Source organism: Nonomuraea sp. NBC_00507 (assembly GCF_036013525.1).
Lineage (GTDB): Bacteria > Actinomycetota > Actinomycetes > Streptosporangiales > Streptosporangiaceae > Nonomuraea.
In genome coordinates this window covers 9611431-9636704 of sequence record NZ_CP107853.1, presented here as the reverse complement: position 1 = coordinate 9636704, position 25274 = coordinate 9611431, and the positions used below count along the sequence as shown (strand labels likewise).

The 25274-nt window shown below is 70.8% G+C and carries 26 protein-coding genes; 17 read left to right on the top strand and 9 right to left on the bottom strand.

What is annotated here, in order from left to right; all coding sequences use genetic code 11:
* The first annotated feature begins 84 nt into the window (after positions 1–84).
* Together OHA25_RS46430 and OHA25_RS46425 are read left to right on the top strand one after the other, a co-directional pair.
* A complete protein-coding gene (locus OHA25_RS46430; RefSeq protein WP_305919934.1) occupies positions 85–966 on the top strand; it encodes an MHYT domain-containing protein in 882 nt (293 codons plus the stop codon).
* Between the two features lie 138 nt (positions 967–1104).
* Positions 1105–1845, top strand: a complete 741-nt coding sequence (locus OHA25_RS46425) for an MHYT domain-containing protein (protein WP_327583239.1) — start codon at positions 1105–1107, stop codon at positions 1843–1845.
* A gap of 138 nt (positions 1846–1983) precedes the next feature.
* Here OHA25_RS46425 and OHA25_RS46420 read toward each other — a convergent pair whose 3' ends face one another.
* Positions 1984–3009 (bottom strand): 6-phosphofructokinase, encoded by a 1026-nt coding sequence (locus OHA25_RS46420; RefSeq protein WP_327583238.1) that lies wholly within the window; start codon positions 3007–3009, stop codon positions 1984–1986.
* Between the two features lie 297 nt (positions 3010–3306).
* Complete coding sequence (locus tag OHA25_RS46415) at positions 3307–4221, bottom strand: lactonase family protein (RefSeq protein WP_327583237.1); 915 nt, start codon at positions 4219–4221, stop codon at positions 3307–3309.
* 94 nt (positions 4222–4315) lie between these two features.
* Here OHA25_RS46415 and OHA25_RS46410 point away from each other — a divergent pair, with 94 nt between their 5' ends.
* On the top strand, positions 4316–5164 hold the full coding sequence (locus OHA25_RS46410) for a bifunctional helix-turn-helix transcriptional regulator/GNAT family N-acetyltransferase (RefSeq protein ID WP_327583236.1): 849 nt from the start codon (positions 4316–4318) through the stop codon (positions 5162–5164).
* 48 nt (positions 5165–5212) lie between these two features.
* Here OHA25_RS46410 and OHA25_RS46405 read toward each other — a convergent pair whose 3' ends face one another.
* Positions 5213–5500, bottom strand: a complete 288-nt coding sequence (locus OHA25_RS46405) for a YiaA/YiaB family inner membrane protein (protein ID WP_327583235.1) — start codon at positions 5498–5500, stop codon at positions 5213–5215.
* Positions 5501–5595: 95 nt separating this feature from the next.
* Complete coding sequence (gene aroF / locus OHA25_RS46400) at positions 5596–6627, bottom strand: 3-deoxy-7-phosphoheptulonate synthase (RefSeq protein WP_305919940.1); 1032 nt, start codon at positions 6625–6627, stop codon at positions 5596–5598.
* A 234-nt stretch (positions 6628–6861) separates the two neighbouring features.
* Here aroF and OHA25_RS46395 point away from each other — a divergent pair, with 234 nt between their 5' ends.
* From OHA25_RS46395 to OHA25_RS46385, 3 genes are all read left to right on the top strand, one after another.
* Positions 6862–7458: a molybdopterin-dependent oxidoreductase gene (locus OHA25_RS46395; protein WP_327583234.1), complete on the top strand. Its 597-nt coding sequence runs from the start codon at positions 6862–6864 to the stop codon at positions 7456–7458.
* A gap of 54 nt (positions 7459–7512) precedes the next feature.
* Positions 7513–8658: a sensor histidine kinase gene (locus OHA25_RS46390; RefSeq protein WP_327583233.1), complete on the top strand. Its 1146-nt coding sequence runs from the start codon at positions 7513–7515 to the stop codon at positions 8656–8658.
* Between the two features lie 65 nt (positions 8659–8723).
* A complete protein-coding gene (locus OHA25_RS46385) occupies positions 8724–9464 on the top strand; it encodes a LytR/AlgR family response regulator transcription factor (protein ID WP_305919943.1) in 741 nt (246 codons plus the stop codon).
* A 778-nt stretch (positions 9465–10242) separates the two neighbouring features.
* Here the strand turns inward: OHA25_RS46385 and OHA25_RS46380 are convergent.
* On the bottom strand, positions 10243–11082 hold the full coding sequence (locus OHA25_RS46380) for a deoxyribonuclease IV (RefSeq protein WP_327583232.1): 840 nt from the start codon (positions 11080–11082) through the stop codon (positions 10243–10245).
* Positions 11083–11235: 153 nt separating this feature from the next.
* Here OHA25_RS46380 and uraD point away from each other — a divergent pair, with 153 nt between their 5' ends.
* From uraD to OHA25_RS46345, 7 genes are read left to right on the top strand one after another with little or no spacing between them, the layout of a single operon-like run.
* Positions 11236–11745, top strand: coding sequence for a 2-oxo-4-hydroxy-4-carboxy-5-ureidoimidazoline decarboxylase (gene uraD, locus OHA25_RS46375; RefSeq protein ID WP_327583231.1), 510 nt, complete (start codon positions 11236–11238; stop codon positions 11743–11745).
* Positions 11742–12041 (top strand): hydroxyisourate hydrolase, encoded by a 300-nt coding sequence (gene uraH, locus OHA25_RS46370; RefSeq protein WP_327583230.1) that lies wholly within the window; start codon positions 11742–11744, stop codon positions 12039–12041. Before uraD ends, uraH begins: the two co-directional genes overlap by 4 nt.
* On the top strand, positions 12042–12902 hold the full coding sequence (gene pucL, locus OHA25_RS46365; RefSeq protein ID WP_327583229.1) for a factor-independent urate hydroxylase: 861 nt from the start codon (positions 12042–12044) through the stop codon (positions 12900–12902). It begins immediately after the preceding gene.
* A gap of 6 nt (positions 12903–12908) precedes the next feature.
* Complete coding sequence (locus tag OHA25_RS46360; RefSeq protein ID WP_327583228.1) at positions 12909–13772, top strand: FAD binding domain-containing protein; 864 nt, start codon at positions 12909–12911, stop codon at positions 13770–13772.
* Entirely contained in the window at positions 13772–14245 is a 474-nt protein-coding gene (locus OHA25_RS46355) for a (2Fe-2S)-binding protein (protein ID WP_327583227.1), read from the top strand. The genes OHA25_RS46360 and OHA25_RS46355 overlap by 1 nt, the downstream gene beginning before the upstream one ends.
* The gene (locus OHA25_RS46350) at positions 14242–15651 is read left to right on the top strand and encodes an 8-oxoguanine deaminase (RefSeq protein WP_327583226.1); all 1410 of its coding nucleotides are present in this window, start codon (positions 14242–14244) and stop codon (positions 15649–15651) included. The genes OHA25_RS46355 and OHA25_RS46350 overlap by 4 nt, the downstream gene beginning before the upstream one ends.
* Before the next feature lie 6 nt (positions 15652–15657).
* Complete coding sequence (locus OHA25_RS46345) at positions 15658–15903, top strand: EF-hand domain-containing protein (RefSeq protein WP_305919951.1); 246 nt, start codon at positions 15658–15660, stop codon at positions 15901–15903.
* Here the strand turns inward: OHA25_RS46345 and OHA25_RS46340 are convergent.
* Entirely contained in the window at positions 15900–17063 is a 1164-nt protein-coding gene (locus OHA25_RS46340; protein ID WP_327583225.1) for a winged helix DNA-binding domain-containing protein, read from the bottom strand. The two genes, OHA25_RS46345 and OHA25_RS46340, sit on opposite strands and share 4 nt — an antisense overlap.
* Positions 17064–17212: 149 nt before the next feature.
* On the opposite strand from OHA25_RS46340, the gene OHA25_RS46335 reads away from it, so the two are divergent.
* From OHA25_RS46335 to alc, 4 genes are all read left to right on the top strand, one after another.
* Positions 17213–18526, top strand: a complete 1314-nt coding sequence (locus OHA25_RS46335; RefSeq protein WP_305919953.1) for a nucleobase:cation symporter-2 family protein — start codon at positions 17213–17215, stop codon at positions 18524–18526.
* Between the two features lie 106 nt (positions 18527–18632).
* The gene (locus OHA25_RS46330; RefSeq protein WP_327583224.1) at positions 18633–19769 is read left to right on the top strand and encodes a glycerate kinase; all 1137 of its coding nucleotides are present in this window, start codon (positions 18633–18635) and stop codon (positions 19767–19769) included.
* Positions 19770–21140: an allantoinase AllB gene (allB, locus tag OHA25_RS46325; RefSeq protein ID WP_327583223.1), complete on the top strand. Its 1371-nt coding sequence runs from the start codon at positions 19770–19772 to the stop codon at positions 21138–21140.
* Positions 21141–22097 carry an allantoicase gene (gene alc / locus OHA25_RS46320; RefSeq protein WP_327583222.1) on the top strand — a complete coding sequence of 319 codons (957 nt, stop codon included), beginning with the start codon at positions 21141–21143 and terminating at the stop codon, positions 22095–22097.
* A 57-nt stretch (positions 22098–22154) separates the two neighbouring features.
* Here the strand turns inward: alc and pknB are convergent, their stop codons facing one another.
* The 3 genes from pknB to thiS form a co-directional block, all read right to left on the bottom strand.
* Complete coding sequence (pknB, locus tag OHA25_RS46315) at positions 22155–24086, bottom strand: Stk1 family PASTA domain-containing Ser/Thr kinase (protein ID WP_327583221.1); 1932 nt, start codon at positions 24084–24086, stop codon at positions 22155–22157.
* Between the two features lie 243 nt (positions 24087–24329).
* Complete coding sequence (locus OHA25_RS46310; RefSeq protein ID WP_327583220.1) at positions 24330–25085, bottom strand: thiazole synthase; 756 nt, start codon at positions 25083–25085, stop codon at positions 24330–24332.
* On the bottom strand, positions 25078–25269 hold the full coding sequence (gene thiS / locus OHA25_RS46305; RefSeq protein WP_371825851.1) for a sulfur carrier protein ThiS: 192 nt from the start codon (positions 25267–25269) through the stop codon (positions 25078–25080). Before thiS ends, OHA25_RS46310 begins: the two co-directional genes overlap by 8 nt.
* Positions 25270–25274 lie beyond the last annotated feature (5 nt).

The window sequence follows — 25274 nt, the reverse complement described above, 5'->3', positions numbered from 1 at the left end:
CTTGACAGATAGTTCTGATATCCATGCGAAAGGGACATCCCGGATGGCACAATCCGGGGACCCCTAACTCAAGGAACCCCGTCTATGACCTCCGCTGTAAATCATTTCACCCATGGCCTGCTCACGCCGGTGCTCGCCTACGTGATGTCCTGCATGGGGTCGATGCTTGGCCTGCGGCTCACCGCCCAGGCCCATGCCTCCCGGGGTGGCACCCGGGCGCGCTGGCTGCTCGGCGCGGCAGTGTCCATCGGCGGCACCGGCATTTGGGTCATGCACTTCATCGCCATGATGGGCTTCGATGTGGAGGGCACCCAGATCAAGTACGACGTGCCGCTCACCGTCGCCTCGGCGGTGGTGGCGATCGTGGTCGTGGGCACCGGCCTGTTCCTCGTCTCGTACGGCCGCGGCCGGATCCTGGCGCTCCTCGGCGGCGGCCTGCTCACCGGCCTCGGGGTGGCCTCCATGCACTACCTGGGCATGTACGCGATGAACATGTCCGCCCACGTCTCCTACGACCGCCTCGTCGTGGCGCTCTCCGTGGGCATCGCGGTGGTCGCCGCGACGGTGGCGCTCTGGTTCACGCTGCGTGTCAAGAAGCCCGTCTGGATCACCGCCGCCGCGCTCGTCATGGGCGTGGCCGTCGCGGGCATGCACTACACCGGCATGTACGCGATGCGCGTCACGGTCGACGCCGCGCCCGGTGTGGTCGCCGGAGCCGACGCGCTGGACTTCCTCGTCCCGCTCATGACCGTGATCAGCCTGATCACGCTGACCATGCTGCTCATGGTGATCCTGTCCCCGTCGGAAGAGGAACTGCACGAGGACGCCGAACTCGTCGCCAAACTCGAATTGCGCAGACGCACCGCCCAGCAGCAACATCTGACTTATCCGGCGCCGCCTGTACCCCGTCAGCAGCCAATACAGCAAATGCCGCAAATGTCGCCGATGCGGGCACGCAGAAGGTAGTTGCGCGGACGGCGACACCCTGCTCATACTCCCTTATCGGTGCGTAAGGGGATGGGTGGGGGTATGTCGCCGATCGACCATTTCACTTTTGGGCTGTTAACGCCCGTGCTCGCGTACATCATGTCCAGCATCGGTTCGATGCTGGGCCTTCTGCTGACCTCGCGGGCCCGTCTCGTGGGCGGGCGCGAGGGCAAGTTCTGGCTGGTGGGCGCCGCGTTCGCGATCGGTGGCACCGGCATCTGGACCATGCATTTCATCGCGATGCTCGGCTTTTCGGTGAGCGGCTCGGTCATTCGCTACGACGTCCTGCTCACCGCCGCCTCCGCGCTCATCGCGGTCGTGGTCGTCGGCATGGGCCTGTTTCTCGCCTCGTACGGCGGCGAGCGTCTGGTGTTCCTGCTCGCCGGCGGCACCCTGACCGGGTGCGGCGTGGCCGGCATGCACTATCTCGGCATGGCCGCCATGAACATGTCCGGCCACGTCACCTATGACCCCGTCATCGTGTCGCTCTCGGTCCTGATCGCGATCGCGGCGGCGACGGTGGCGCTGTGGTTCACGCTGCGGGTCAGCGGCGCTCTCAAGATCGGCGCGGCGGCGCTGGTCATGGGCGTGGCGGTCTGCGGCATGCATTACACGGGCATGTACTCCATGACAGTGCAGATGCACGGCGAGGCTGGGCCGTTGTCCGGCGCGAAAGCCCTCGACTTCCTGCTGCCGCTGATCGTCGGCATCAGTGTGATCACCGTGGGGCTGCTGCTCACCGTCATCCTGTCGCCCTCGGAGAAGGAGCTGCGCAGCGAGGCGGAGTTCAGGGAGCGGCTGCGCGACCGCGACGAGGGCGCGCCGGAAGTCGATCTCTTCGGCACGCCCCGGCGGTGACCGGCCGGGTGAGAGGGTACGGCTTGCGACGCGTGGTGGGCCGCCGACTCGCTGCGGCGCAAGCCGTACCCTTGAGCGGGTTGTAGCGGAAACCCCGCTGACTCAAAGGTACGGGCGCCACTTGCAAGCCGCTTTCAACTAACCGAAGAAGACCTCGGCCTCGGAATAACGCTCCACCGGCACGGTCTTCAGCTCGGCCGTGGCCTCGTCGAGGCCGACGCGGACGATGTCGGTGCCGCGCAGGGCGACCATCGTGCCGAAGTCGCCCTCGTGGGCCGCGTCGATGGCCTGCAGCCCGAAGCGGGTGGCCAGCACCCGGTCGTAGGCCGACGGGGTGCCGCCGCGCTGGATGTGGCCGAGCACCGTGGTGCGCGCCTCCTTGCCGGTGCGCTTCTCGATCTCCTTGGCCAGCATCTCGCCGATGCCGCCCAGCCGGACGTGGCCGAAGGCGTCGAGCTCGCCGGCCTGCAGCTCCATCTGGCCCTCGATCGGATGCGCGCCCTCGGCGACCACGATGATCGGCGAGTAGCGGGTGCGGAAGCGGGACTCGACGTATTCGCAGACCTGGTCGATGTCGAACGGCTTCTCCGGGATGAGGATGACATTGGCGCCGCCCGCCATGCCCGCGTGCAGCGCGATCCAGCCCGCGTGCCGGCCCATGACCTCGCAGATGAGGGCGCGGTGGTGGGACTCCGCGGTGGTGTGGAGGCGGTCGATGGCCTCCGTCGCGATGTTGACGGCGGTGTCGAAGCCGAAGGTGTAGTCGGTGCCCGACAGGTCGTTGTCGATGGTCTTGGGCACGCCCACGACGTGGACGCCGCGGTCGTAGAGCTGCTTGGCGACGCCGAGGGTGTCCTCGCCGCCGATGGCGATCAGCGCGTCCACGCCGGTGGTGGCCAGGTTGTCCTTGATCCGGTCGACTCCGCCCTCGATCTTGATGGGGTTGGTCCGGGAGGAGCCCAGGATGGTCCCGCCGCGGGGCAGGATGCCGCGCACGGACTGGATGTCCAGCGGCATCGTGTCGCCTTCGAGGGGGCCGCGCCAGCCGTCGCGGAAGCCGACGAACTCGTGGCCGTAGACGCTCACCCCCTTACGCACCACTGCCCTGATCACGGCGTTGAGCCCGGGGCAGTCGCCGCCCCCTGTGAGCACTCCAATACGCATGGCGGGTTCCTCCCGATGGGGTTCACGGACCAAACCTCAGTATTCAGACTCGCATTCTGCCCGTCCGCGCGCCCAGTGGTCTAGACCAAACGCCAGGTCCGTAACGCAAACATCGCACGGAGGAAATTTCGCGGGTGTGTCGGCCATCGCTGGGACAATAGGGATCACCGCGCTCGTTGTCCCCGAAAACGGGCATATTGCGTCCAAGGGAATTCGCCCAGCATTTCCCCGAGTCCGGCTGGGTTGTGTGGCGGTGGGGACGGTGGATTCGTACCTGATCGCCAGGGCGGTGTCCCCCTACGTGCTCAGCACGCAGGCCGGGCTCTCGACCTCGTACGCCTCGCCGGTCGGCTCCGGGACGCCGTCGCGCAGCGCGAAGACGGTCACGGCGTTCGAGCGCTGATTGGCCACGTACAGACGGTCGCCGTCGATGGCGAAGTGCCGGGGCCAGTCGCCTCCGGAGGGCAGCTCGGCCACCAGGGACAGGTCGGCGGCCCGCAGCACCGAGATCGTGTTGGGCCCCCGGTTGCCCACATAGACCAGGTCGCCCTCGAGCTGCAGGTGGGACAGGGAGTTCTCGCCCTCGTGACGGGAGGCGGGCGCGACCGTGCGCCACTCGCCGTCGATGAGGGTGACGGCGCCGTCGAGCTCGCCCGCCACGTACAGGCGGGAGCCCGCGAAGGCGAAGTGCCGCGGGCCGGTGCCCGGGTGCAGGACGATCGGCTCCACCGGCGTGCCGTCGTAGCGGTAGCGGCGGATCTCGTCCGTGCCGAGGTCGGAGACGTGCAGCAGGCCGTCGTGGAAGACGGCCTGGTGGGCGTGTGGACCTTCCTGGCGGCCGGCGACCGGGCCCGAGCCCTTGTGGCGCAGCACGATCGGGTCGCCGTCGAACGCGCCCCGCCCGTCCAGCCGCTGGATGATCGCCGTGCCGTCGCCGTAGTTGGCCGCCGCGAGCAGGCTCCCCGTGGGATCGACGGCCACGTGACAGGGCAGCGAGCCCTCGCTCGGCCGCTCGTCCAGCGGTGTCAGCCCGTCGCGGGCGTCGAAGGCGGTGAGCACGCCGCTGTCGAGCTCACTCGCCGCGTACAGCACCGGCAGCGAGGGGTGGGCGGCCAGGAACGACGGCGCCGCGACTTCGGTGAGACCCGGGCTGATACCCGCGGCGATGGTGACGATGCCTGGGCCGTATCCGCCTATGCGCAGCTGCTTCACAGCGGCGATCCTTCCATGGTTGACTATGACAGTGAGTTCATTGACAGAAGCAAGGGTTTCTGAAGTAAGAGCCTTCAATCGGTTCTATACGAAGGTGATCGGCGTCCTGCAGTCAGGGCTGCTCGACTCGCCGTACTCGTTGACCGAAGTGCGGGTGCTGTTCGAGCTCGCGCACGCCGAGCGGATGGAGACCGGCGAGCTGCGTGCCCTGCTCGGCCTGGACGCGGGCTACCTCAGCAGGATCCTGACCCGGTTCGAGAGCGACGGGCTGGTCGAGCGCGAGCGGTCCGCCGCCGACGCGCGCAAGCAGCTCCTGCGCCTCACGCCCGCGGGCGCGGCCACCTTCGCGGGGCTCGACAAGCGCTCGGCCGAGGAGATCGAGCGGCTGCTGTCCGGGCTGCCGGAGGGGGACCAGGAGCGGCTCGTGGCGAGCATGGCGACGATCAGGGGCCTGCTGGCGCCGGAGCCCGGCCGGGAGCCGTACGTGATCAGGCCGCCGCGCACCGGCGATCTGGGCTGGGTCGTCTACCGGCACGGCGAGCTCTACAGCCGCGAGTACGGCTGGGGCACCGCGTTCGAGCAGACCGTCGCGAAGATCGTGGGCGATCTCGACTTCTCCAAGGACGCCGGGTGGATCGCCGAGGCCGGCGGGGAACGCGCCGGGTGCGTGTTCTACGTGCGTCAGGACGACACGACGGCCAAGCTGCGGATGTTGCTGGTCGAGCCGTCCGCGCGCGGGATGGGCCTCGGCCGGCGGCTGGTGGAGGAGTGCCTGCGCCACGCCAAGGCGGAGGGCTGCAAGCGCATCACGCTGTGGACGCGCGACTGCCTGGTGAGCGCGCGGCGCATCTACCAGGCAGCCGGGTTCCAGCTGGAGAAGGAGGAGAAGGGGAGGGAGAACGGGATCGAGCTCACCGAGCAGTGGTGGACACGCGACCTCTGAGGGCCGTCCCTGTCCCGGATCCGCCCGCCGGCGATCGCCGTCGTCAGGTCAGGCGTCAACCTTGAACGGGTCGTGCTCGGTCAGCAGCTTGTCGAGCCTGGCCTGGTCGACGCGCTTGCTCACCTCGGCCAGCTCCTGCCGGTCGCGTACGATCTTGCAGAGCGTGACCGTGGAGGTGACCACGTACAGCAGCCCGAGCCCGAGGAACGCCCTGATCCACCCTTCGACGGGCAGGTAGACCAGGGCGATCACCACGGAGGTCAGCGAGACGGCGAACGACAGGATCGCCTGGACGTAGAACGCGGTGGTCTGCGTCGGTTGGATGGGCTTCGTCATGCGCCCATGGTGTGTTCCCGGGTCGGCGCGGCGCATCGGGCGAAATACTCAAGTTACCGCTGAGTACACCCAGCCGGCCCGGCCGTGCCGGCAGGTCAGACGGTGACCACGGTCGCGGCCGACTTGCCGAGCATAGCCGGGAAGTCGGTCATGACCTGGGCCAGCTCGCCCAGGTCGGAGTCGATCAGAGCCTGCGGGCCGTCGCAGAGCGCCTGCTCGGGCTGCGGGTGCACGTCGATGATCACACCGTCCGCGCCGACCGCGATGGCCGCCCGGGTCAGCGGCAGCACCAGGTCGCGCCGCCCGCCCGAGTGCGAAGGATCGACGATGACCGGCAGGTGGGACAGGCGCTGCGCCACCGGCACGGCCGACACGTCGAGCGTGTTGCGGGTCGCCTTCTCGAACGTCCTGATGCCCCGCTCGCACAGCACGATGTCGAGGTTGCCGCGCTGGGCGATGTACTCGGCGGCCATGAGCCACTCCTCGATCGTGGAGCTCATGCCGCGCTTGAGCATCACCGGCTTCCCCGCCGCGCCGACCGCCTGCAGCAGCGCGAAGTTCTGCATGTTGCGGGTGCCGACCTGCAGCATGTCCGCGTAGGAGGCCACCAGCGCCACGTCCTGGGCGTCCACCACCTCGGTGACGATCGGCAGCCCGGTCTCCTCGCGCACGTCGGCCAGGATGCGCAGGCCCTTCTCGCCCAGACCCTGGAAGGCGTACGGCGAGGTGCGCGGCTTGAACGCGCCGCCGCGCAGCAGCGTCGCCCCGGCCGCCTGCGCCATCCTCGCCGCGTCGAGGGTCTGCTGATGCGTCTCCACGGCACACGGCCCCGCGATCAACGTCACAGTGTCGGGACCGATCGGCACGCCGCCCACGTGGATCGTGGAGCGTTCCGGATGATTCTCCCTGCTGACCAGCTTGTACGGCGTGGACACGCGCATGACCTCGCGCACGCCCCCCATGCCGCGCAGGCTCGCCTCGTCGAGCTGTGTCACGTCGCCGACCAGGCCGACGATCGTGCGCCGCACCCCCTTGCTGACGAACGCCTCCACCCCGGCCGCCTGGACGACCTCGACGATCGACGCCAGATCCGCGGGTGTGGCCTCGGGCCCCATCACGATCACCATCTGAAATCCTCCTGTGAAAACACAGAAGGCCCCGGGTCCTGTTGGACCCGGGGCCTTCGTTCGCCTGTCTGCTAGCGCAGCGTCAGGTGGCGAACGGACTCGGGTCCGTCGCCATACCAAAACACGTACGCGGTGCGCATAGCCCGTAATGGTAGCGCACGAGACCCGCGCGCGAGCCACAAGCGGTCCGATGGCAGGATGGCCCAAGACGCGAGACCGGTGAGGGGAGTGATCGTGGAGGAGTCGCGCCTGCCTCCAGGCCAGTACGTCCCGCGCGGCCGACCCGTGATCCACTACGGCAGAGTGCCGCTGTTCAAGCCGGAGAGCTGGGACTTCCGCGTCTTCGGCGCCACCGCCTCAGGAGCGGAGCACCGCTTCACCTGGGGCGAGTTCGAGGCGCTGCCCCGCACCACCCGCCTCGCCGACTTCCACTGCGTCACCAAGTTCTCGCTCATGGCCAACGAGTGGCGCGGGGTCGCCCCGGCCACGATCATGGCGGCCGCCCCGCCCGACCCCGGCGTCCGGCACGTGATGATCTGGGCCGAATACGGCTACAGCGCCAACCTGCGCATGTCCGATTTCACCGCGGCCGACACGCTGTTCGCCATGGAGCTTGACGAAAAACCGCTCAGCCCCGACCGCGGCTATCCGCTGCGGATCGTGGTCCCCCACCTTTACGCGTGGAAGAGCGTCAAATGGGTGCGCGGCATCGAATACCTCCTCGAAGATCGCCGAGGCTTCTGGGAGGAGCGCGGATACCACAACATCGCCGATCCCTGGCGCGAGCAGCGCTACTCCTACCAGGAAGAACCCGGCGAGGGACCACCCTGATTTCACTCTCCGTTTTCACCCGGACACGGTGCGTTCTTGGCTACGGTTACTGGCATGCTGACCACCGCGTGCGTGGCGCTGTCAAGCCTGGCCTTCGTCGCCGGCCACGTCCTCGCCCGGGCGCGCTCGCGCCGCCCCGCGCCGCCGGCCGGCCGGTGTAAGGAAGAGGCGACGTTCGCCACGCTGCACATCGCCGCGATGGCCGCCCCGGCCCTGCGCACGGGGCTCAACCGCGACTCCGCTAGCAAGGCCGTACGCCATCTGCGCGCGTTGCTCGGCACCCGCGCCGTCGCGATCACCTCGACCGAGGCCGCGCTGGCCTGGGACGGGCCGTGCACGGACGACGTCGTCACCTACGCTCGCGCCGCGCTGGCCGCCGGGCGGCCGGAGGTCTTCGCGGGAGAGCCGCACGGAGCCGTCGTGGTGCCGCTGACCGTGGACGGCACGGTCGTCGGGGCGCTGGCGGCCTTCGACGACGAGATCAGCGCCGCGCTGGTCCGTACCGTGTCCGAGGTCGGCCGCTGGGTCTCCGGCCAGCTGGAGCTGGCCGAGCTCGACGCCTCGCGGCGGCACGCGCTCGAGGCGGAGATGCGCGCGCTGCGTGCCCAGATCTCGCCGCACTTCGTCTACAACGCGCTGACGACGATCGCCTCGTTCGTCCGCACGGACCCCAAGCGCGCCCGCGAGCTGCTGCTCGACTTCGCCGACTTCGCCCGGTACGCGCTGGGCCGGGCCCAAGACTTCACCACCCTGGCCGACGAGCTGACCTGCGTCGACCGCTACCTGCTGCTGGAGCGTGCCCGGTTCGGCGACAGGCTGCGCTTCAGCATGCAGGTGGCGCCGGAGGTGCTGCCCGTGCCCGTGCCGTTCCTGTGCCTGCAACCACTGGTCGAGAACGCCATCAAGCACGGCATGCGAGGCCGCCGCGGCGCCGGCGAGGTCCGCGTCGTGGTGCGCGACGCCGGCCCCGAGGCGCACATCACGGTCGAGGACGACGGCGCCGGGATGGACCCGGAATGCGCCAGGCGCATCCTGGACGCCGACCCCGCCCGCGAGGGCAGCGGCATCGGGCTGGCCAACGTGGATCTGCGGATGCGCCAGATCTACGGTGACGGCTACGGGCTCGTCGTCGAGACGGCGCTGGGCGCCGGCACCAAGGTGCGGCTGCGGGTGCCCAAGACGCAACTTAGCTCATTGTAGTCATATCCTTACGTAATGTTGGCGTGTCCCTTGTGGCCTTTGCTCGCATGCGGCAGCGTGGGGACATGCTGAGAGTTCTGGCCGTGGATGATGAGGTGCCCGCCCTGGAAGAGCTCGCCTATCTGCTGCGCCAGGACGACCGGATCGAGCACGTGATGACCGCGGCCGACGGCGTCACGGCATTGCAGGACATGGTCCAGATGATCGGCGGCGGCGAGCGGCTCGACGGGGTGTTCCTCGACATCCGGATGCCCGGGCTCGACGGGCTGGACCTGGCCAGGCTGGTCGGCGGCTTCCCGAGCCCGCCCCGGCTGGTGTTCGTCACGGCGCACGAAGAGTGCGCGGTGCAGGCGTTCGAGCTGGAGGCCGTGGACTATCTGCTCAAGCCGGTGCGGGCCGAGCGGCTGGCCGAGGCCGTGCGCCGGCTGGAGGCCGCCACCGCCCCCGCGCCCGAGCCCGGCCAGGACGACGTGATCCCGGTCGAGCTGGGCGGGCGGACCAGGTTCGTGCCGCAGCAGGCCGTCTGGTTCGCCGAGGCCAAAGGCGACTACGTGCGCCTGCACACGGTCGACGGCAGCTATCTGGTGCGCATGTCACTGGCCGCGCTGGAGCGACGCTGGTCGGAGGACGGATTCCTGCGCATCCACCGCAGCACGCTGGTGTCGGCCAGGCACGTCAGCGAGCTCAGGTTCGAAGGCGGGCGGGTGACGCTCACCGTCGGCACGGAGACGCTCCAAGTCAGCAGGCGGCACAGCCGGCAGGTGCGCGAGCAGCTCGTGCGCCAGCACAGGGGTGTGATGTCGTGACGCTCCCGGCCGCCGCCCTGTAGCCGCCGTCGTCCGTCAGGAAGCTTCCTGGAGCCGTAGGGATGGCGGCGGGGAACCGTCTACGCGGCCTGGGGCCTTAGGGCCGTCATGGCCGCCTCTGGAGGCGTCCTGGTGGCGTCGCAGGCGCTTGGCCGCCGTGCCTGACGCGGGTGCCGCGGTCAGCCGGGAGGTGCGTTCCGCGGCGCAAGGTGGGCGTGAATGGGCGTGCGCGGTTCGCGCCCCGCGCCCGGTCGCCGTGCCGCTCGCCTTCGCCGCGATGGTCATGATTCCCCTGGTCAAACCGGTCGGCTGCGGCGTGGGGCGAGTGGACGGGGGCCGGGTTGAATCCGCCGGAGCGCGTTGCGAGCCCCCGAATCGACCGTTCGTCGATCGGCGGTGACCGCTCGTCGCAACAGCACTCTCCGTATATCGCTGGCTACGGACCGTTCAACGAGCTGCCTATAAACGGGGTTTCGCCCACAAGATCGCGACCGTAGTGTTTCGGCATCGGAAAGCCACCTCGGCGCATCGGGGGGACGAGCCGAGAGGCTCACCGCAGTTTCTGATGCGCCGGACTCACCGGTGACCGCGCAGGTCGCCGCGGCTGTCGGGCCCTTGACCGGGGGGTAGGGCCCGCCAAGCCGGTTCGTGAAGGGGCGTCCGCTGGGCCGTCACACCGGCCCGCGATCCGGCCTTCGGGGGCGGCCGGATCGCGAGAGCGGACGTCCCTATCACGGTTTCCGGATCATCGTCCTCGGGGACGGCACTCGGGGACGGCTCAGCCGTCACGCAGCTTCTTCAGCAGGGCGATGTCCTCGGCGTGTTTGGGAGCCTTGCCCGGCGTCTCGATGCAGATCGGGACGCCCGCCACCGCCGGATGCCGCATCAGGTCGGCGAACGGCTGGGCGCCGATGTGCCCGGCCCCGATGTTCTCGTGGCGGTCTCTCTTGGACCCGCACGGGTCCTTCGAGTCGTTGGCGTGGATCAGCCTGAGCCGCCCGGGCGCGATCTTGTGCAGCGCGTCGAACGTCTCCGCCACCCCGCCTTCGGCGCTGAGGTCGTGGCCGGCGGTGAAAGCGTGGCAGGTGTCGAGGCAGATGCCGGCCCGCGGATGCCAGTCCAGCGTCGCCAGGTAGGGCTCCAGATCCTGGACGGTGGCGCACAACATGGCGCCCTGCCCCGCCATCGGCTCCAGCAGCAGGTCCGGCCCGCCGTCGGGGATCTCCTCCAGCAAGGGAAGCAGGTTGTCGCGCAGCTGGCGCAGCGCGTCGTCGCGCGACTGCGTCACCGCCGAGCCGGTGTGCACCACGACGCCCTTGGCGCCGGTGTCCACGCCGCGCCGCAACGTGTGGCGGACGATCGCGATCGAGTTGGCCAGCGTCTCCGGGCTCGGCGAGCCGAAGTTGACCAGATAGGGCACGTGGATGAAGGTCTCGACACCCGACTCGGCCAGCTTGGCGTCCTCGTCGGGCCTGCCCTCGGTGAGCGCCCAGCCGCGGGGGTTGGTGACGAACACCTGGATCATCTCGGCGCCGATCTCGGTCATGTATTTCAGGCCGCCCGTCGCCAGGCCGCCCGCCACGGACACGTGTCCGCCGATCAGGGATGTTGGGCTCATGATGAGCCCAAGTTTAGGCTCACCCTCCGACATCCCGACCGGCCACGCGCGCCGCGACTTGGAGCATGACACGAAAACCGGCGGTCAAGGTGCCCGCCGGTTCGGAGTTCTCGCGGATGGACCGGGCACGAAGCGCATGTGTGTACTTCTGACATGCCCGACACGCTGACCGCGCTCGACGCCTTCAACGCCCGCTCGCCCGCCGGGGCCGAGGAGGAGCTGCTCGCCTGCTGCGCCTCTCGCGCCTTCGCGGCGGAGGTGGCCTCCCGCAGGCCCTATGGCGACCTCGCGGCGCTGCTCACGGCCGCCGAGGAGACCGTCAGGGGGCTGGAGTGGCCGGACGTCCTGCAAGCCCTCGCCGCGCATCCGAGGATCGGGGAACGGGCGGGTGGCGCAGGACGGGAGGCGGCGTGGTCGCGGCAGGAGCAGTCCGGGGTCGAGGACGACCTGCGTGCGGCACTCGCCGCGGGGAACCGGGACTACGAGGCCCGGTTCGGGCACGTCTACCTGGTCTGCGCCACCGGGCTGAGCGGGGCGCGCATGCTCGCCAAGCTGCGCGAACGGCTGGGCAACGACGAGGAGAGCGAGCAGGCGGTCGTGCGGGAGGAACTGGCGAAGATCACCCGGCTGCGGCTGGTCAAGCTCATGGAGGGGGAGCGATGAGTTTCTCCACACACGTGCTCGACGCGGTCACCGGCCGCCCGGCCGCCGGGGTCCACGTGCGGCTGGAGCACGAGGGCGAGATCGTCGCCGAAGGGATCACCGACGACGACGGCCGGATCAAGGGGTGGGACCCGGGAGAAGGCGTCCACCGTGTCGTCTTCGACACCGGGGCGTACCTGCCGGAGACCTTCTATCCCGAGGTCGTCATCACCTTCACCGTGACCGATCCCGCGCAGCACTACCACGTGCCGCTGCTGCTCAGCCCGTACGCCTACTCCACCTACCGAGGGAGCTAGATGTCCGTCAAGCTCGGACCCAACCGCTACGGCAAGGCGGAGACCAGGCTCGTCCGCGTCGTCAGGGACGGTCCCGTCCACCACATCAAGGACCTCAACGTCAGCACCTCGCTCTCCGGCGACATGGAGGCCGTGCACCTGACCGGCGACAACGCCGCCGTCCTGCCGACCGACTCGCAGAAGAACACCGTGTACGCGTTCGCCGCCGAGCACGGCGTCGGCCAGATCGAGGAGTTCGCGCTCCTACTGGCCAGGCACTTCGTCGAAACGCAGCCCACGATCCACCACGCCAGGGTGGAGATCGACGAGTACGCGTGGAACCGGGGCGGCCCGCACTCGTTCGTCCGCGCCGGCGGTGAGGTGCGCACGTGCGTCGTCCACCACGACAGGGACGGCCGCACCACCGTCGTGTCCGGGCTGAAGGACCTGGTGCTGCTCAACACCACCGGGTCGGAGTTCCACGGCTACATCGTCGACCCGTACACGACACTGCGGCCCACCACCGACCGCGTCCTGGCCACCGCCGTCGCCGCCCGGTGGCGGCACACCGGGGACACCGATGCGTACGGCAAGTCGTACGAGCAGGTGCGCGGCTGCCTGCTGGAGGCGTTCGCGGACACCCACAGCCTGTCACTGCAGCAGACCCTGTACGCCATGGGCGAGCGCGCCCTGACCACCTGCGGCGAGATCTGCGAGGTCAGGCTCGCGATGCCGAACAAACACCACTTCCTCGTGGACCTGTCCCCGTTCGGCCTGGACAACGACAACGAGGTCTACTACGCGGCCGACCGCCCGTACGGCCTGATCGAGGGCAGTGTGCTGCGCGAGGACGCGCCCGACGCCGAATTCGCCTGGGAGTAGGCAGAGATGGACTTCTTGCGGCCCACGACGTGGGCGGAGGCGCTGGCCGCCAAGGCGGACCAGCCGGAGGCCGTGCCCATCCAGGGCGGCACCGACGTGATGGTCGAGATCAACTTCGACGTGCGCAGGCCGGTGGCGCTGCTCGACCTCAACGGGGTGGCCGAGTTGCGGGAATGGGACGTGGTGGACGGCGTGTGCCGGGTCGGGGCCGGCGTGCCGTACACGGCCGTCATCGAGGAGCTCGGCGGCACGCTGCCCGGGCTGGCGCAGGCCTCGCGCACGGTCGGCTCGCCGCAGATCCGCAACCGCGGCACCGTGGGCGGGAACCTCGGCGCGGCCTCGCCCGCCGGTGACAGCCATCCGCCGCTGCTGGCCGCGGACGCGGTGATCGAGGTGGAGTCGCGCGAGCGGGGCGTCAGGATGATCCCCGCGGCCGCCTTCTACCTCGGGGTCAAGCGCAGCGCGCTGGAGCCGGACGAGCTGATCAAGGCCGTGCACGTCAAGCCCGCGTCCGGTCCCCAATACTTCTCCAAGGTCGGCACCCGGAACGCCATGGTGATCGCGGTGTGCTCGTTCGCCGTCGCGCTGCACCCGGAGGAGCGGCGGGTCGGCACCGGGATCGGCTCCGCGGCGCCCACCCCCCGCCGGGCGCTGGAGGCGGAGGAGCTGCTGGCCACGGAGCTCGACTGGGACGCGCCGGCACTCGACCCGGCGCTGCTCAGGCGGTTCGGACGGCTCTGCGCGAGCGCCGCCGCGCCGATCGACGACGTGCGCGGCACCGCCGAGTACCGCGTGCACGCCATCGACGTGATGGCCCGCCGCACGCTCACCTGGGCCTGGAACGACTACCTCGGAAGGAGGGCCGCCTGATGCGCGTCACCTTCACCGTCAACGGCCGCGAGGAGAGCGCCGACGGCGTGTGGGAGGGCGAGAGCCTCCTGTACGTGCTGCGCGAGCGCCTCGGCCTGCCCGGCTCCAAGAACGCCTGTGAGCAGGGCGAATGCGGCTCCTGCACCGTCTACCTCGACGGCGTCCCCGTCTGCTCCTGCCTGGTCGCCGCCGGGCAGGCGGAGGGACGTCAGGTGCGCACCGTCGAGGGCCTGGCCGAGGGGGACAGGCTCGACCCGGTGCAGGAGGCGTTCGTGGAGTGCGGGGCCGTGCAATGCGGCTTCTGCACTCCCGGACTCATCGTGCAGGCCCACGACCTGCTGGAGCGCGTCGAACGACCCGCCGACGCCGAGATCAGGGAGGCCCTGGCGGGCAACCTGTGCCGGTGCACGGGGTACGAGAAGATCCTCGACGCGGTACGGCTGGCGGCGGCGCGGAAGGCGGGGGCCGCGTGAGCCCACGCCTGCTGATCGAGAACGTGGCCATCGCGCCGGTTGCCGGGCCGGAGATCGAGTCCGGATATATCTGGATCGAGGGAGATCGGATCATCGCCCTGGGCTCCGGCCCGGCCCCAGACGCGACCGGCGGGTCCGGGGAGCCGGAGGTCGTCCGCGTCGACGGCACCGGGTGCCTGGCCACCCCAGGACTCGTCAACACCCATCACCACCTCTACCAGTGGGCCTCGCAGGGGCTCGCGCAGGACGCGACGCTGTTCGAGTGGCTGGTGGCGCTCTACCAGGTGTGGGCCGCCATGGACGCCGACGTGGTCCAAGGCGCCGCTACGGCGGGGCTCGGCTGGCTGGCGTTGTCCGGCTGCACCACCTCCAGCGACCACCACTACATCTTCCCCAAGGGCAGGGGAGACCTGTTCGCGGCCGGCATCGAGGCGGCCCGCGAGATCGGCATCCGGTTCCATCCCGCGCGCGGCTCCATGGACAGGGGCGAGTCGCACGGCGGGCTGCCGCCGGACGCCGTGATCGAGGAGCTCGACGACATCCTGGCCGCCACGGCCGAGGCCGTCGAGGCCTATCACGACCCGTCGTTCTCCTCGATGCTGCGGGTCGTGGTCGCGCCGTGCTCGCCGTTCTCGGCCAGCGCCGACCTCATGACCGAGTCCGCCGCCCTGGCCAGGGCCAAGGGCGTGCGCCTGCACACGCACCTGGCCGAGACCCTCGACGAGGACGAGCACTGCCTGGCGCAGTTCGGGCTGCGGCCCGTCGACTACATGGAGAAGCTCGGCTGGCTGGGTCCTGACGTGTGGTTCGCGCACGCCGTGCACCTGAGCGACGCCGACATCGGCAAGCTCGCCGCCACCGGCACCGGCTCCGCGCACTGCCCCTCCTCGAACGGGCGGCTCGGCGCGGGCATCGCCCGCGTGTCCGAGATGCTGCGCCGCGGCGCGAACGTCGGGCTCGGCGTGGACGGCAGCGCCTCCTCCGAGCTGACGCCGCTGGCCGGGGAGATGCGGCAGACCCTGCTGTTCCAGCGGGCCCGGTACGGGCCGGACGCGCTCAGCGCCAGGCAGGCACTGGAGCTCGCCACCCTCGGCGGGGCACGCAACCTCGGCAGGGAGAACGAGATCGGGTCGCTGGAGCCGGGCAAGCTCGCCGACATCGCCCTGTGGCGGGTCGACGGGCCGTTCACGGCCGCGGTCGCCGACCCCGTCTGCGCGCTGGTCTTCGGGCCGCCGCCGCCCCTGGCCAGGGTGCTGGTCGGCGGGCGGACCGTGGTCGAGGACGGCGAGCTGAAGACCGTCTCCCAGGACGCCGCCGGGCGCGCGGGCGCCGAGGCCCGCCGGAGGCTGCTGCGGCTGGCGGAGGAGCGGGGCTTCCGCGCCGTCAGGGAGGTCCATCGCGGATAAGGTGAGATGTCCGAAAACGAGCATCCGAAAGGCGGTCCCGTGGCGGCGGAACTCTCCGACGAGCGGCTGGTGCAGCTCAAGAGCACCTTCGCGTCGATCGACACCGACGGCGACGGCTACATCAGCGAGACCGAGCTGAAGCGGCACTTCCCCGACCTCCCGGCCGAGGCGCTGGGGGCGATGAGCGAGTCCGCCGACTCCGACCAGGACGGCCGCTACTCGCTGGAGGAGTTCATCCGCGCGGTGTCCTAGAGCGCGGACAGTCCGCGCTCCAGCGGGGTTCGGAAGCGCGGGGTCACCTTGACGCCGCCGAGCCAGGCGGCCAGCCCGGCCGCCTGCTCATGGACGGCGGCCTCGACGGCGGCCGCGGCCTCGGCGCCCACGTCGGCCAGCAGGCGCCACACCACCTCGCCGTTCGCCCGCTGCGCCCAGCCGCCCACCACCCGGCCGTCCCACCACACGGTCGGCCCGACGTTGCCGCTGCGGTCGAACAACTCGGCCCGGTGCGCGGGCGGCAGGTACCAGTCGCGGGCCTGCCAGCCCATCGGCGTCGGGTCGAGCGCGGGCAGCAGCGCCGCCCACGGCTCCGGCTCGGGGACCTCATCGAGGTCGCCCGGCAGCACGTAGCCGACGCCCTCGTCCAGCTCGACCTCGGCCGCGCCGACCGCGGCCAGGGCCCGGCGCACCTCCGTCAGCGTCCAGCCGGTCCACCACTTCAGATCCGCCTCGGTGCCCGGCCCGAACCCCGCCAGCCATCGGCGTACCAGCTCCGCCTGCGCTTCGGCCGCCGCCAGCTCGCGCATCTCCGGCGCCAGCCCCCAGCGGTGGATGGAGCTGATCCAGGTGGCCGACGCGCGGCCGCACCGGACCAGCAGGCCCTCCATCGCCATGAGCCCCAGCAGCCGCGACCCGAGGCTGATCACTCCTTCGTAGGGCTTGCCCACCGATACCCTGACCTGCTCGCGCAGCCGCGGCTCCAGCGCGCTCAGCTCCTGCGTCGTCGCCTCGCCCACCTCCGCCAGGATCCGCAGCACGGACTCCTCGACGTCCTTGAGCCATGCCTCGTCCCAGCCGCCCGCGCCGAACGCCTTCAGCGTCGAGGCGCGCTCCCTGCGGGCGATGACCAGGTTGGAGGAGTAGTGGACGACCGGCACGAGCTCGGCCGGCACCACGAAGACCGTCCGCCGCATCCCGTGCATCCGCACCAGCGTGCGGTCGGCGTACAGGGCCCGCTCGACCGGCTCGGGACCAGGCGCGGCCAGCCGCGCGCCCGCGGACAGGAACACCGTGGCCGGGTCGGTGCCGTGCAGCGCCACCACGGATGCCGCGGCCTCCTCCGGAGTGGCCGCCTTGACCGCGAGCCGATGCCTCGTGGCGAGCCTCGCCTGCCTCTGCCGCGCTGAAATCCGCACAATCGCCCCTCTCTCCGGTGTGAGCGTAGTTGGAGGATCACACACCTGGCGACGGGTGGAGCGGCCGGCGGTTGATGAGCATGTGCATAGGCTCGCGGGTCTGCGCATTGTTTCACTGGAGACCACCCCCGAACCCCCTGGAGTGGCCGATGGTGACGAACGAGGTGCATCCGGTCGACGCGCGGCTGCCGGCGGCGCAACTGGGCACGCTGGGACTGCAGCACGTGCTGGCGATGTACGCGGGAGCGGTGGCGGTGCCGCTCATCGTGGGCGGCGCGCTGAAGCTGCCTCCCGACCAGCTCGCGTACCTGATCAACGCCGACCTCCTCATCAGCGGCATCGCCACGCTCATCCAGTGCGTGGGCGTGTGGCGGTTCGGCGTGCGGCTGCCGATCATGCAAGGGTGCACGTTCGCGGCCGTCACGCCGATGGTGCTGATCGGCACCACGCAGGGCGGGCTGCCCGCCGTCTACGGCGCGGTCATCGTCTCGGGGCTGCTGGTGGTGGCGGTCGCGCCCTACTTCGCGAGGATCGTGCGGTTCTTCCCGCCGCTCGTCACCGGCACCATCATCACGATCATCGGGATGTCACTGCTGCCCGTCGCCGCGAACTGGGCCGCCGGAGGCGTCGGCAGCCCGGCGTACGGGGAGCCGCGCAACATCGCCATGGCCGCGGCCGTGCTGCTGCTCATCCTGGCCGTCTACCGGCTGTCGAAGGGCTTCCTCGGCCGGGTGGCGGTGCTGGTGGGCATCGTGGCCGGCACGGTGGCCGCGATCCCGCTGGGCTTCACCGACTTCTCGCACGTCGGGTCGGCCGGGTTGTTCGGCATCAGCACGCCGTTCGCGTTCGGGCTGCCGACCTTCCACGTCACCGCGATCATCTCGATGTGTGTGGTCATGCTCGTGTCCATGACCGAGACCACCGGCGACTTCGTGGCCGTGGCGGAGATGACGGGGTCGGACCTCACGCCGCGCCGGCTGGCCGACGGGCTGCGGGCCGACGGGTTCTCCACCGCGCTCGGCGGCGTGTTCAACACCTTCCCCTACACCGCCTACGCCCAGAACGTCGGCCTCGTCGGGCTGACCGGCGTACGCAGCCGCTGGGTCGTGGCGGCGGCCGGCGGCATCCTCGTGGTGCTCGGCCTCATCCCCGTGCTCGGCGCGGTGGTCGCGGCCATCCCGCAGCCGGTGCTCGGCGGGGCCGGGATCGCGATGTTCGGCACCGTGGCCGCCTCCGGCATCCGCACGCTGACCAAGGTGAGCTTCGAGGGCAACCACAACCTCGTCATCGTGGCCGTGTCCATCGGCGTGGCCGCCATCCCGGTGGGTGCGCCCGAGTTCTACGCCGAGTTCCCCGACTGGGCCCAGACCGTGCTCAACAGCGGCATCAGCACCGGCAGTCTCCTGGTGATCGTGCTGAACCTCGTCTTCAACCACCTGCGCACCGGCCAGCGGACGGGCTGAGGGATGATGAGCGTCACGCCTTCCTGCCCGCTCGCACCGGGCAGGAAGGCGTGTCCGGCCATTGTTCATCATCGTGTGGGAGTTCGTAGTGGTTCAGCATGTTCTGGTGGCCCCCGACAAGTTCAAGGGGTCGCTGACGGCGGCCGAGGTGGCCCGGAGGGTGTCGGCGGGGCTCGGCGTTCCCACAGTGGAGCTGCCGGTGGCCGACGGCGGCGACGGGACCGTCGACGCCGCCGTGGCCTGTGGCTTCGACCGGATCACGATCGAGGTGACCGGGCCGACGGGCGAGCGCGTCCCCGCCTCGTACGCCTGGCACACCGCTGACGACACGGCCGTGGTCGAGCTGGCCGAGGCGTCCGGGTTGCGCCGCCTGCCGGGGGAGCGCGAGCCGCTGACCGCCACCAGCTACGGCACGGGCGAGCTCGTCGCGGACGCCGTGCGGCGCGGGGCCAAGCGGGTGGTGCTGGGGCTGGGCGGCAGCGCGTGCACGGATGGGGGAGCGGGGATGGCGCAGGCGCTCGGCGCTCGGCTGCTGGACGTCGGCGGCAACGAGCTGCCGCGGGGCGGGGCGGCGCTGACGAGCCTGGACCGCATCGACATGTCCGAATTTATGGATATTTCTGGGGTTGAGTTCGTGGTGGCGAGCGACGTGGACAACCCGCTGCTCGGCCCGCATGGGGCGGCCGCCGTGTACGGGCCCCAGAAGGGCGCCACCCCCGAAGACGTCAAGTCGCTGGAGGCGGCGCTGTCCCGGCTGGCGGCCGTGGCCACACAGACGCATGGCCTGCTGGGCGCGGTCGAGCACGACGATATGCCCCGGCCCATGGGCGTCGCCGGGGCGCCGGGGGCGGGGGCGGCCGGCGGGGTCGGGTTCGCGGCGCTGGCGTTCCTGCACGCCGACATCCGGCCCGGCATCGACTACCTGCTGGGGCTGCTCGGGTTCGGCACCCACGTCGAGGGCGCGCGGCTGGTCGTCACCGGCGAGGGGTCGCTGGACGAGCAGTCGCTGCGCGGCAAGGCGCCGATCGGCGTGGCGCAGGCGGCGGCCAAGGCAGGTGTGCCGGTGGTGGCCGTCTGCGGGCGGCGTACGCTCAGCGATGAGGAGCTGAAGGCCGCGGGCATCCAGGCCGCGTACGCCCTCACGGACCTGGAGCCCGACCTCGACCGCTGCATGGCCGAGGCGGGGCCGCTGCTGGAGCGCCTCGCCGCCAGGATCGCCGCCGACCACCTCGAAGGGGAGTAGATGACGCAGCTGGACCTCGTGGTCCGGTCCCGCCGGACCGTCACGCCGGAAGGGGAGCGGGCGGCCGCGGTGGCCGTACGGGGAGAGAAGATCACGGCCCTGTACGACTACGCCGCGCCGCTCGACGCCGCCGAGGACGTCGACCTGCACGACCTGGCACTGCTTCCCGGGCTGGTCGACACGCACGTCCACGTCAACGAGCCCGGGCGTACGCACTGGGAGGGGTTCGACTCGGCGACCAGGGCGGCGGCCGCGGGCGGCGTCACCACGATCGTCGACATGCCGCTCAACTCCCTCCCGCCCACGATCAGCGTGGCGGCTCTGGAGGCCAAGCTGGCGGCCGCGCGCGGGCAGTGCCACGTGGACGTGGGGTTCTGGGGCGGGGCCGTGCCGGGCAACGTCAAGGACCTCGCGCCGCTGCACGAGCGCGGCGTGTACGGGTTCAAGTGCTTCATGTCGCCGTCGGGCGTCGACGAGTTCCCGCCCCTGGAGCACGCCGACCTGCGACGGGCGCTGGAGGAGATCGCCGGCTTTGCGGGCTCCGGCGGGCTGATGGTGGTGCACGCCGAGGACCCGGCCCTGCTACGGGATCCCGCAGGCCCCACATATCCGGAATTCCTGGAATCGCGGCCGGGAACGTCGGAGCGGAGCGCCGTCCAGCGAGTCGTCGAGCTGGCCAGGGAGACCGGCGCCCGCGTCCACATCCTCCACGTCTCCAGCGCCGACTGCCTCGACGTGCTGGAGGCCGCCCAGGCCGACGGCGTGGCGGTGACGGCCGAGACGTGCCCCCACTACCTGACGCTGACGGCCGAGCAGGTGCCGGAGGGGGCCACGGCGTACAAGTGCTGCCCGCCCATCCGCTCCGAGGCCAACCGGGACCGGCTGTGGGAGGGGCTGGCGAGGGGCGTGCTGAGTTGCGTCGTGTCCGACCACTCGCCGTCGCCCGCCGATCTGAAGGTCCCCGACTTCGCCGCGGCCTGGGGCGGGATCGCCTCACTGCAGCTCGGGTTGCCCGCCGTATGGACGGAGGCGTCCCGCCGGGGGCACGGCCTGGGGGATGTGGTGCGCTGGATGTCCGCCAACCCGGCAGCACTGGCCGATATTTCTGGAAAGGGTGGCATTAAACCGGGCAACGATGCCGACCTGGTCGCCTTCGACCCCGCCGCCGACAACCCCGTGGACGCCGCCCGCCTCCACCACAAGAACGCGGTCACGCCTTACCACGGCCGCGTACTGAAGGGCGCCGTCCTGACCACCTGGCTGCGAGGTCGTCCGGTGGACGGCGAGCCGCACGGACGGTTCCTGCCGGCCGGGGAGCGCATGATGGTGGGAGAGCCGGCCGAGCAGCACCTGATCTTGGGAGAAAAGTAGATGCCCCGCTTCACCACCCTGCCGGACCTCGCCCTGCGCACGCTGGGCGGCTCGGTCGTGGCCGCCAGCGACGAGTCGTTCGCCGAGAAGGAGAGCCTGGTCAGGCCGGGCCGGCCCGGCTTCCAGGCGGAGACGTTCGGTAACAAGGGCCAGGTCTACGACGGCTGGGAGACCCGGCGCCGCCGCGAACCCGGCCACGACTGGGCGCTGGTGCGTCTCGGGATCCCCGGCGTGATCCGCGGAGTGGTGATCGACACGGCCTGGTTCAAGGGCAACTACCCGCCGCACGCCTCCGTCGAGGCCGCCGCCGTCGACGGCTACCCCTCACCCGCCGAGCTGGCGGCCGCCGACTGGGTGGAGATCGTCCCGAGAGTCGACCTCAAGGGTGACGCCGAGCACCACTTCGACGTGGCCGACGAGGCCCGTTACACCCACGTACGGCTGAACATCTTCCCCGACGGGGGCGTCGCCCGCCTCCGCGTCCACGGCGAGCCCCGCCCCGACCTGTCCGTGTACGAGGGCCTCAGCCTCGACCTGGCCGCCCTCCAGAACGGCGCGCTGGTCATCGCCTGCTCCAACGAGTTCTACTCGGCGCCCAACAACGTCATCTTCCCCGGGCTGGCCCGCCACCAGGCGGAGGGCTGGGAGACCGCGCGGCGCAGGGACGAGGGCAACGACTGGCTGGTGATCCGCCTGGCCGGCCGCGGCCTGATCCGGCTCGCCGAGATCGACACCACGAACCTGCTCTTCAACGCCCCCGGTTGGACCTCCCTGACGGGCCTCGACGGCGAAGGCCCGGCCACGCGCCAGGTGGACCTCCTGCCCCGGACCCGCCTCCAGCCCGACACCGCCCACCGCTTCAGACTCGACCACACGGACCCGATCACCCATGTACGTGTCGATGTCTACCCCGACGGCGGCCTGGCCCGAGTCCGCCTCCACGGTCACCTGACCTGACGCCCCGCCGGCTCGGGGCCGCCGTCGCGTCCACCGCGCATCCGGCTGACGGGGGCGTCAGTGCCAGAGGAGGACCGTGGTGCCGGGCGGGCGCTCGCTGTTGGGGAGGGGGCGCTGGAACTGCACCACGCCCCTGTTCCCGAGCCGCTGCACCCGCACCTTGAACCCGAGCGTCTCCAACTCCGACTTCGCGTCCTTGACGTCCTTGCCGATCACGCCGGGCACCAGGCGGAACTCCTGATCGTCACGTGCCTCGTCGTCGCCTCCGCGCCCGAACCAGTTGAGGAAGTCCTGGCAGCGCGCCACCGTGACCGTGACCTGCGCGCCAGGATCCACCTCGGACTTGGCCTTGGGCGTCTGGGCGATCACCGTGCACGGCTCGGCGTCGTCGTCCACCTCCTGGACCTGCACCTGGAAGCCCTGCTGGCCGAGGTAGGCGGCGGCTTCGTCCTTCGGCATGCCCGAGACGTCCGGCATGACCAGCCCGGCGCTCACGAAGATGGCGATCTTCGCGCCTTCCTTCACCTTCTCGCCGTTCTGCGGAGAACTGCGGATGACCTTGTCGCGCTCGACCTCAGTGTTGGCCACGCGCGTGACCGAGCCCACGGTCAGCCCGGCACTGGCGATCGCGGCGCGGGCTTCGTTGTCGGTCATGCCCTCGACGTCGGGCACGATCACGCGCTTGGGCCCGAGCGAGGGCACCAAGGTGATCATGGCGCCCTGCTCCACCTCGGTCTTGGCCACCGGGTCGGTCCTGAGGACGAGCCCTTCGGCCACGTTCTCGTCGTGTATGCCGTCCACCGTCTTGATCTTGAAGCCGTCCCTGGCGGCGGTCTTCTCGGCCACGTCCAGGCTCTTGCCCACCAGATCGGGCACGGGGACGTAATCGGGCTGGGCGAAGAACCACCCGGTCAGCGCGACCGCGACGACCATCACGCCCGCCAGCGTCACCAGGAACCAGTTGGGCCGGAACCCGCGCCGCTGCGGTATCTCGGCCCGCGGCTGGATCAGCGTGTGCGCGGGCGCCGCCTGCGGCGCCGACGGGGCGCCGTGCACACTCGTCCTGGCGTGCGGCTGGGACGGCGCGGGCTGGCGGAACGACCCATGAGGCTGGGAATGCGACAGCGGCGGAGTGGTCGTCCTGGGCAACATCCGGTGCGCGTCCACGGCCGCGACGAGCATGGCCGTCGCATCGGCGGGGCGGTCCCCCGGCTCGCGTGCCGTCGCGTGCGCCACGAGCGTGTCGAGCAGCGGCGGCACCTCGGGGACCACCGACGACGGCGCCGGCACGGTGTCGTGGACGTGCCGGTAGGCCACGGACATAGGCGTCTCGCCGTCGTACGGCTGCTGCCCCGTCACCAGCTCGAACAGCATGATGCCCGCGGCGTAGACGTCGCTGCGCACGTCGGCGGCGCCGGTCGTGACCTGCTCGGGCGCCATGTAACCGATCGTGCCGATCATCACGCCGGTACGGGTCTGGTTCGTCGCCTCGATGGCCCTGGCCAGGCCGAAGTCGACGACCTTGACCCGGCCGTCGTCGGTCAGCAGGACGTTTTCCGGCTTCACGTCACGGTGCACCAACCCGGCCTGGTGGGCCGCGCCGAGGGCGGCGAGCACCGGAATCATGATCTCCAGCGCCTCGCGGGCCGGCAGCCGGCCGCGCTCGCGCAGGATGTCACGCAGCGTCCGGCCGGGCACGTATTCCATCGACAGATAGACGACGTCGTTGTCGGTGCCCTGGTCGAAGACGTGCACCACGTTGGGGTGGGAAAGACTCGCCACCGACTTCGCCTCGCCGATGAACCTCCTGACGAACGCAGGGTCCTCGGCGAGCGAGCTGTGCATGACCTTCAACGCCACCGTCCGGTCGAGCCGGACGTCCAGCGCGAGGTAGACGGTCGCCATACCGCCCCGGGCGATCCGGCTTTCGATGCGATAACGCCCATCGAGGAGCCGCCCGACCAGGGGGTCCGCAGTCGTCGTGTCCACCCCGCTGAGTTTACGGGCGTTTTGCAACTCGCAGGGCCCGACCGCCCGAAACTGATGCGGAGCCGTGCCCGATGGAACGTGCCCAAGCTTCCCGAACCGGACACAGGCTCACCCGCGCCACCACCCCACCGCCGTTCACGCCCCGGCGGGGACGGACGGCGGAAGCGGGCCGTCGGCCGAGCCCGGCGTGGGCGGTGTCGCCTGGGTTGGGCGTTGGGCGTTGGGCGTTGGGCGTTGGGCGTGTCAGGGGGGCATGGGGGAGGACGCCTCGGCGTAGCGGCGGCGCGGGATGCGGCCCGCCTGCCGCGCCAGCCGCCCCGCCACCACCGCCGACTTCATGGCCGCGGCCATGAGATCGGGCCGCTGCGCCCGGGTGACCGCCGTGGCGAGCAGGACGGCGTCACAGCCCAGCTCCATCGCCAGCGCGGAGTCGCTGGCCGTGCCGATGCCGGCGTCGAGGATTACCGGCACCGAGGCGGCCTCCACGATCAGCTCGATGTTGTGCGGGTTGCGGATGCCCAGTCCCGAGCCGATCGGCGCTCCCAGGGGCATCACGGCCGCGCAGCCGGCCTGCTCCAGCCGCCGCGCCAGCGCCGGGTCGTCGCCGATGTACGGCAGGACCACGAATCCGTCCGCCACCAGCCGCTCGGCGGCGTCGAACGTCTCGATCGGGTCGGGCAGCAGCGTCCGCTCGTCGGCGATGACCTCGAGCTTGACCCAGTTCGTGCCGAGCGCCTCTCTGGCCAGCCGCGCCGTCAGCACGGCCTCGCCCGCCGTGAAGCAGCCGGCCGTGTTCGGGAGCACCTTGATGTCCCGTTTGCGCAGGACGTCCAGCACAGAGCCGCGGGCGGCCGGGTCGAGGCGCCGCATGGCGACCGTGGTCAGCTCGGTGCCGGACGCGGCCAGCGCCTGATCCAGCACCTCGAGGGAGGGCGCGCCGCCGGTCCCCATGATGAGCCGGGAGGAGAACTTCTCCCCGGCGATGATCAGATCATCCACCTTGCACCGCCGTCAGAACCTCCATGCGGTCCCGGTCGCTGAGCGCCGTCGTCTCCCAAGCGCTCCGCGTGACCACCTCGTCGTTCACAGCCACGGCCACCCCGGTGGTGGCCGTAGTCAACGTTCGTACGGCCTGCGCCACGGTCATGCCGTCGGCGACCTCGTGCGCGGCCCCGTTGATCATCACAA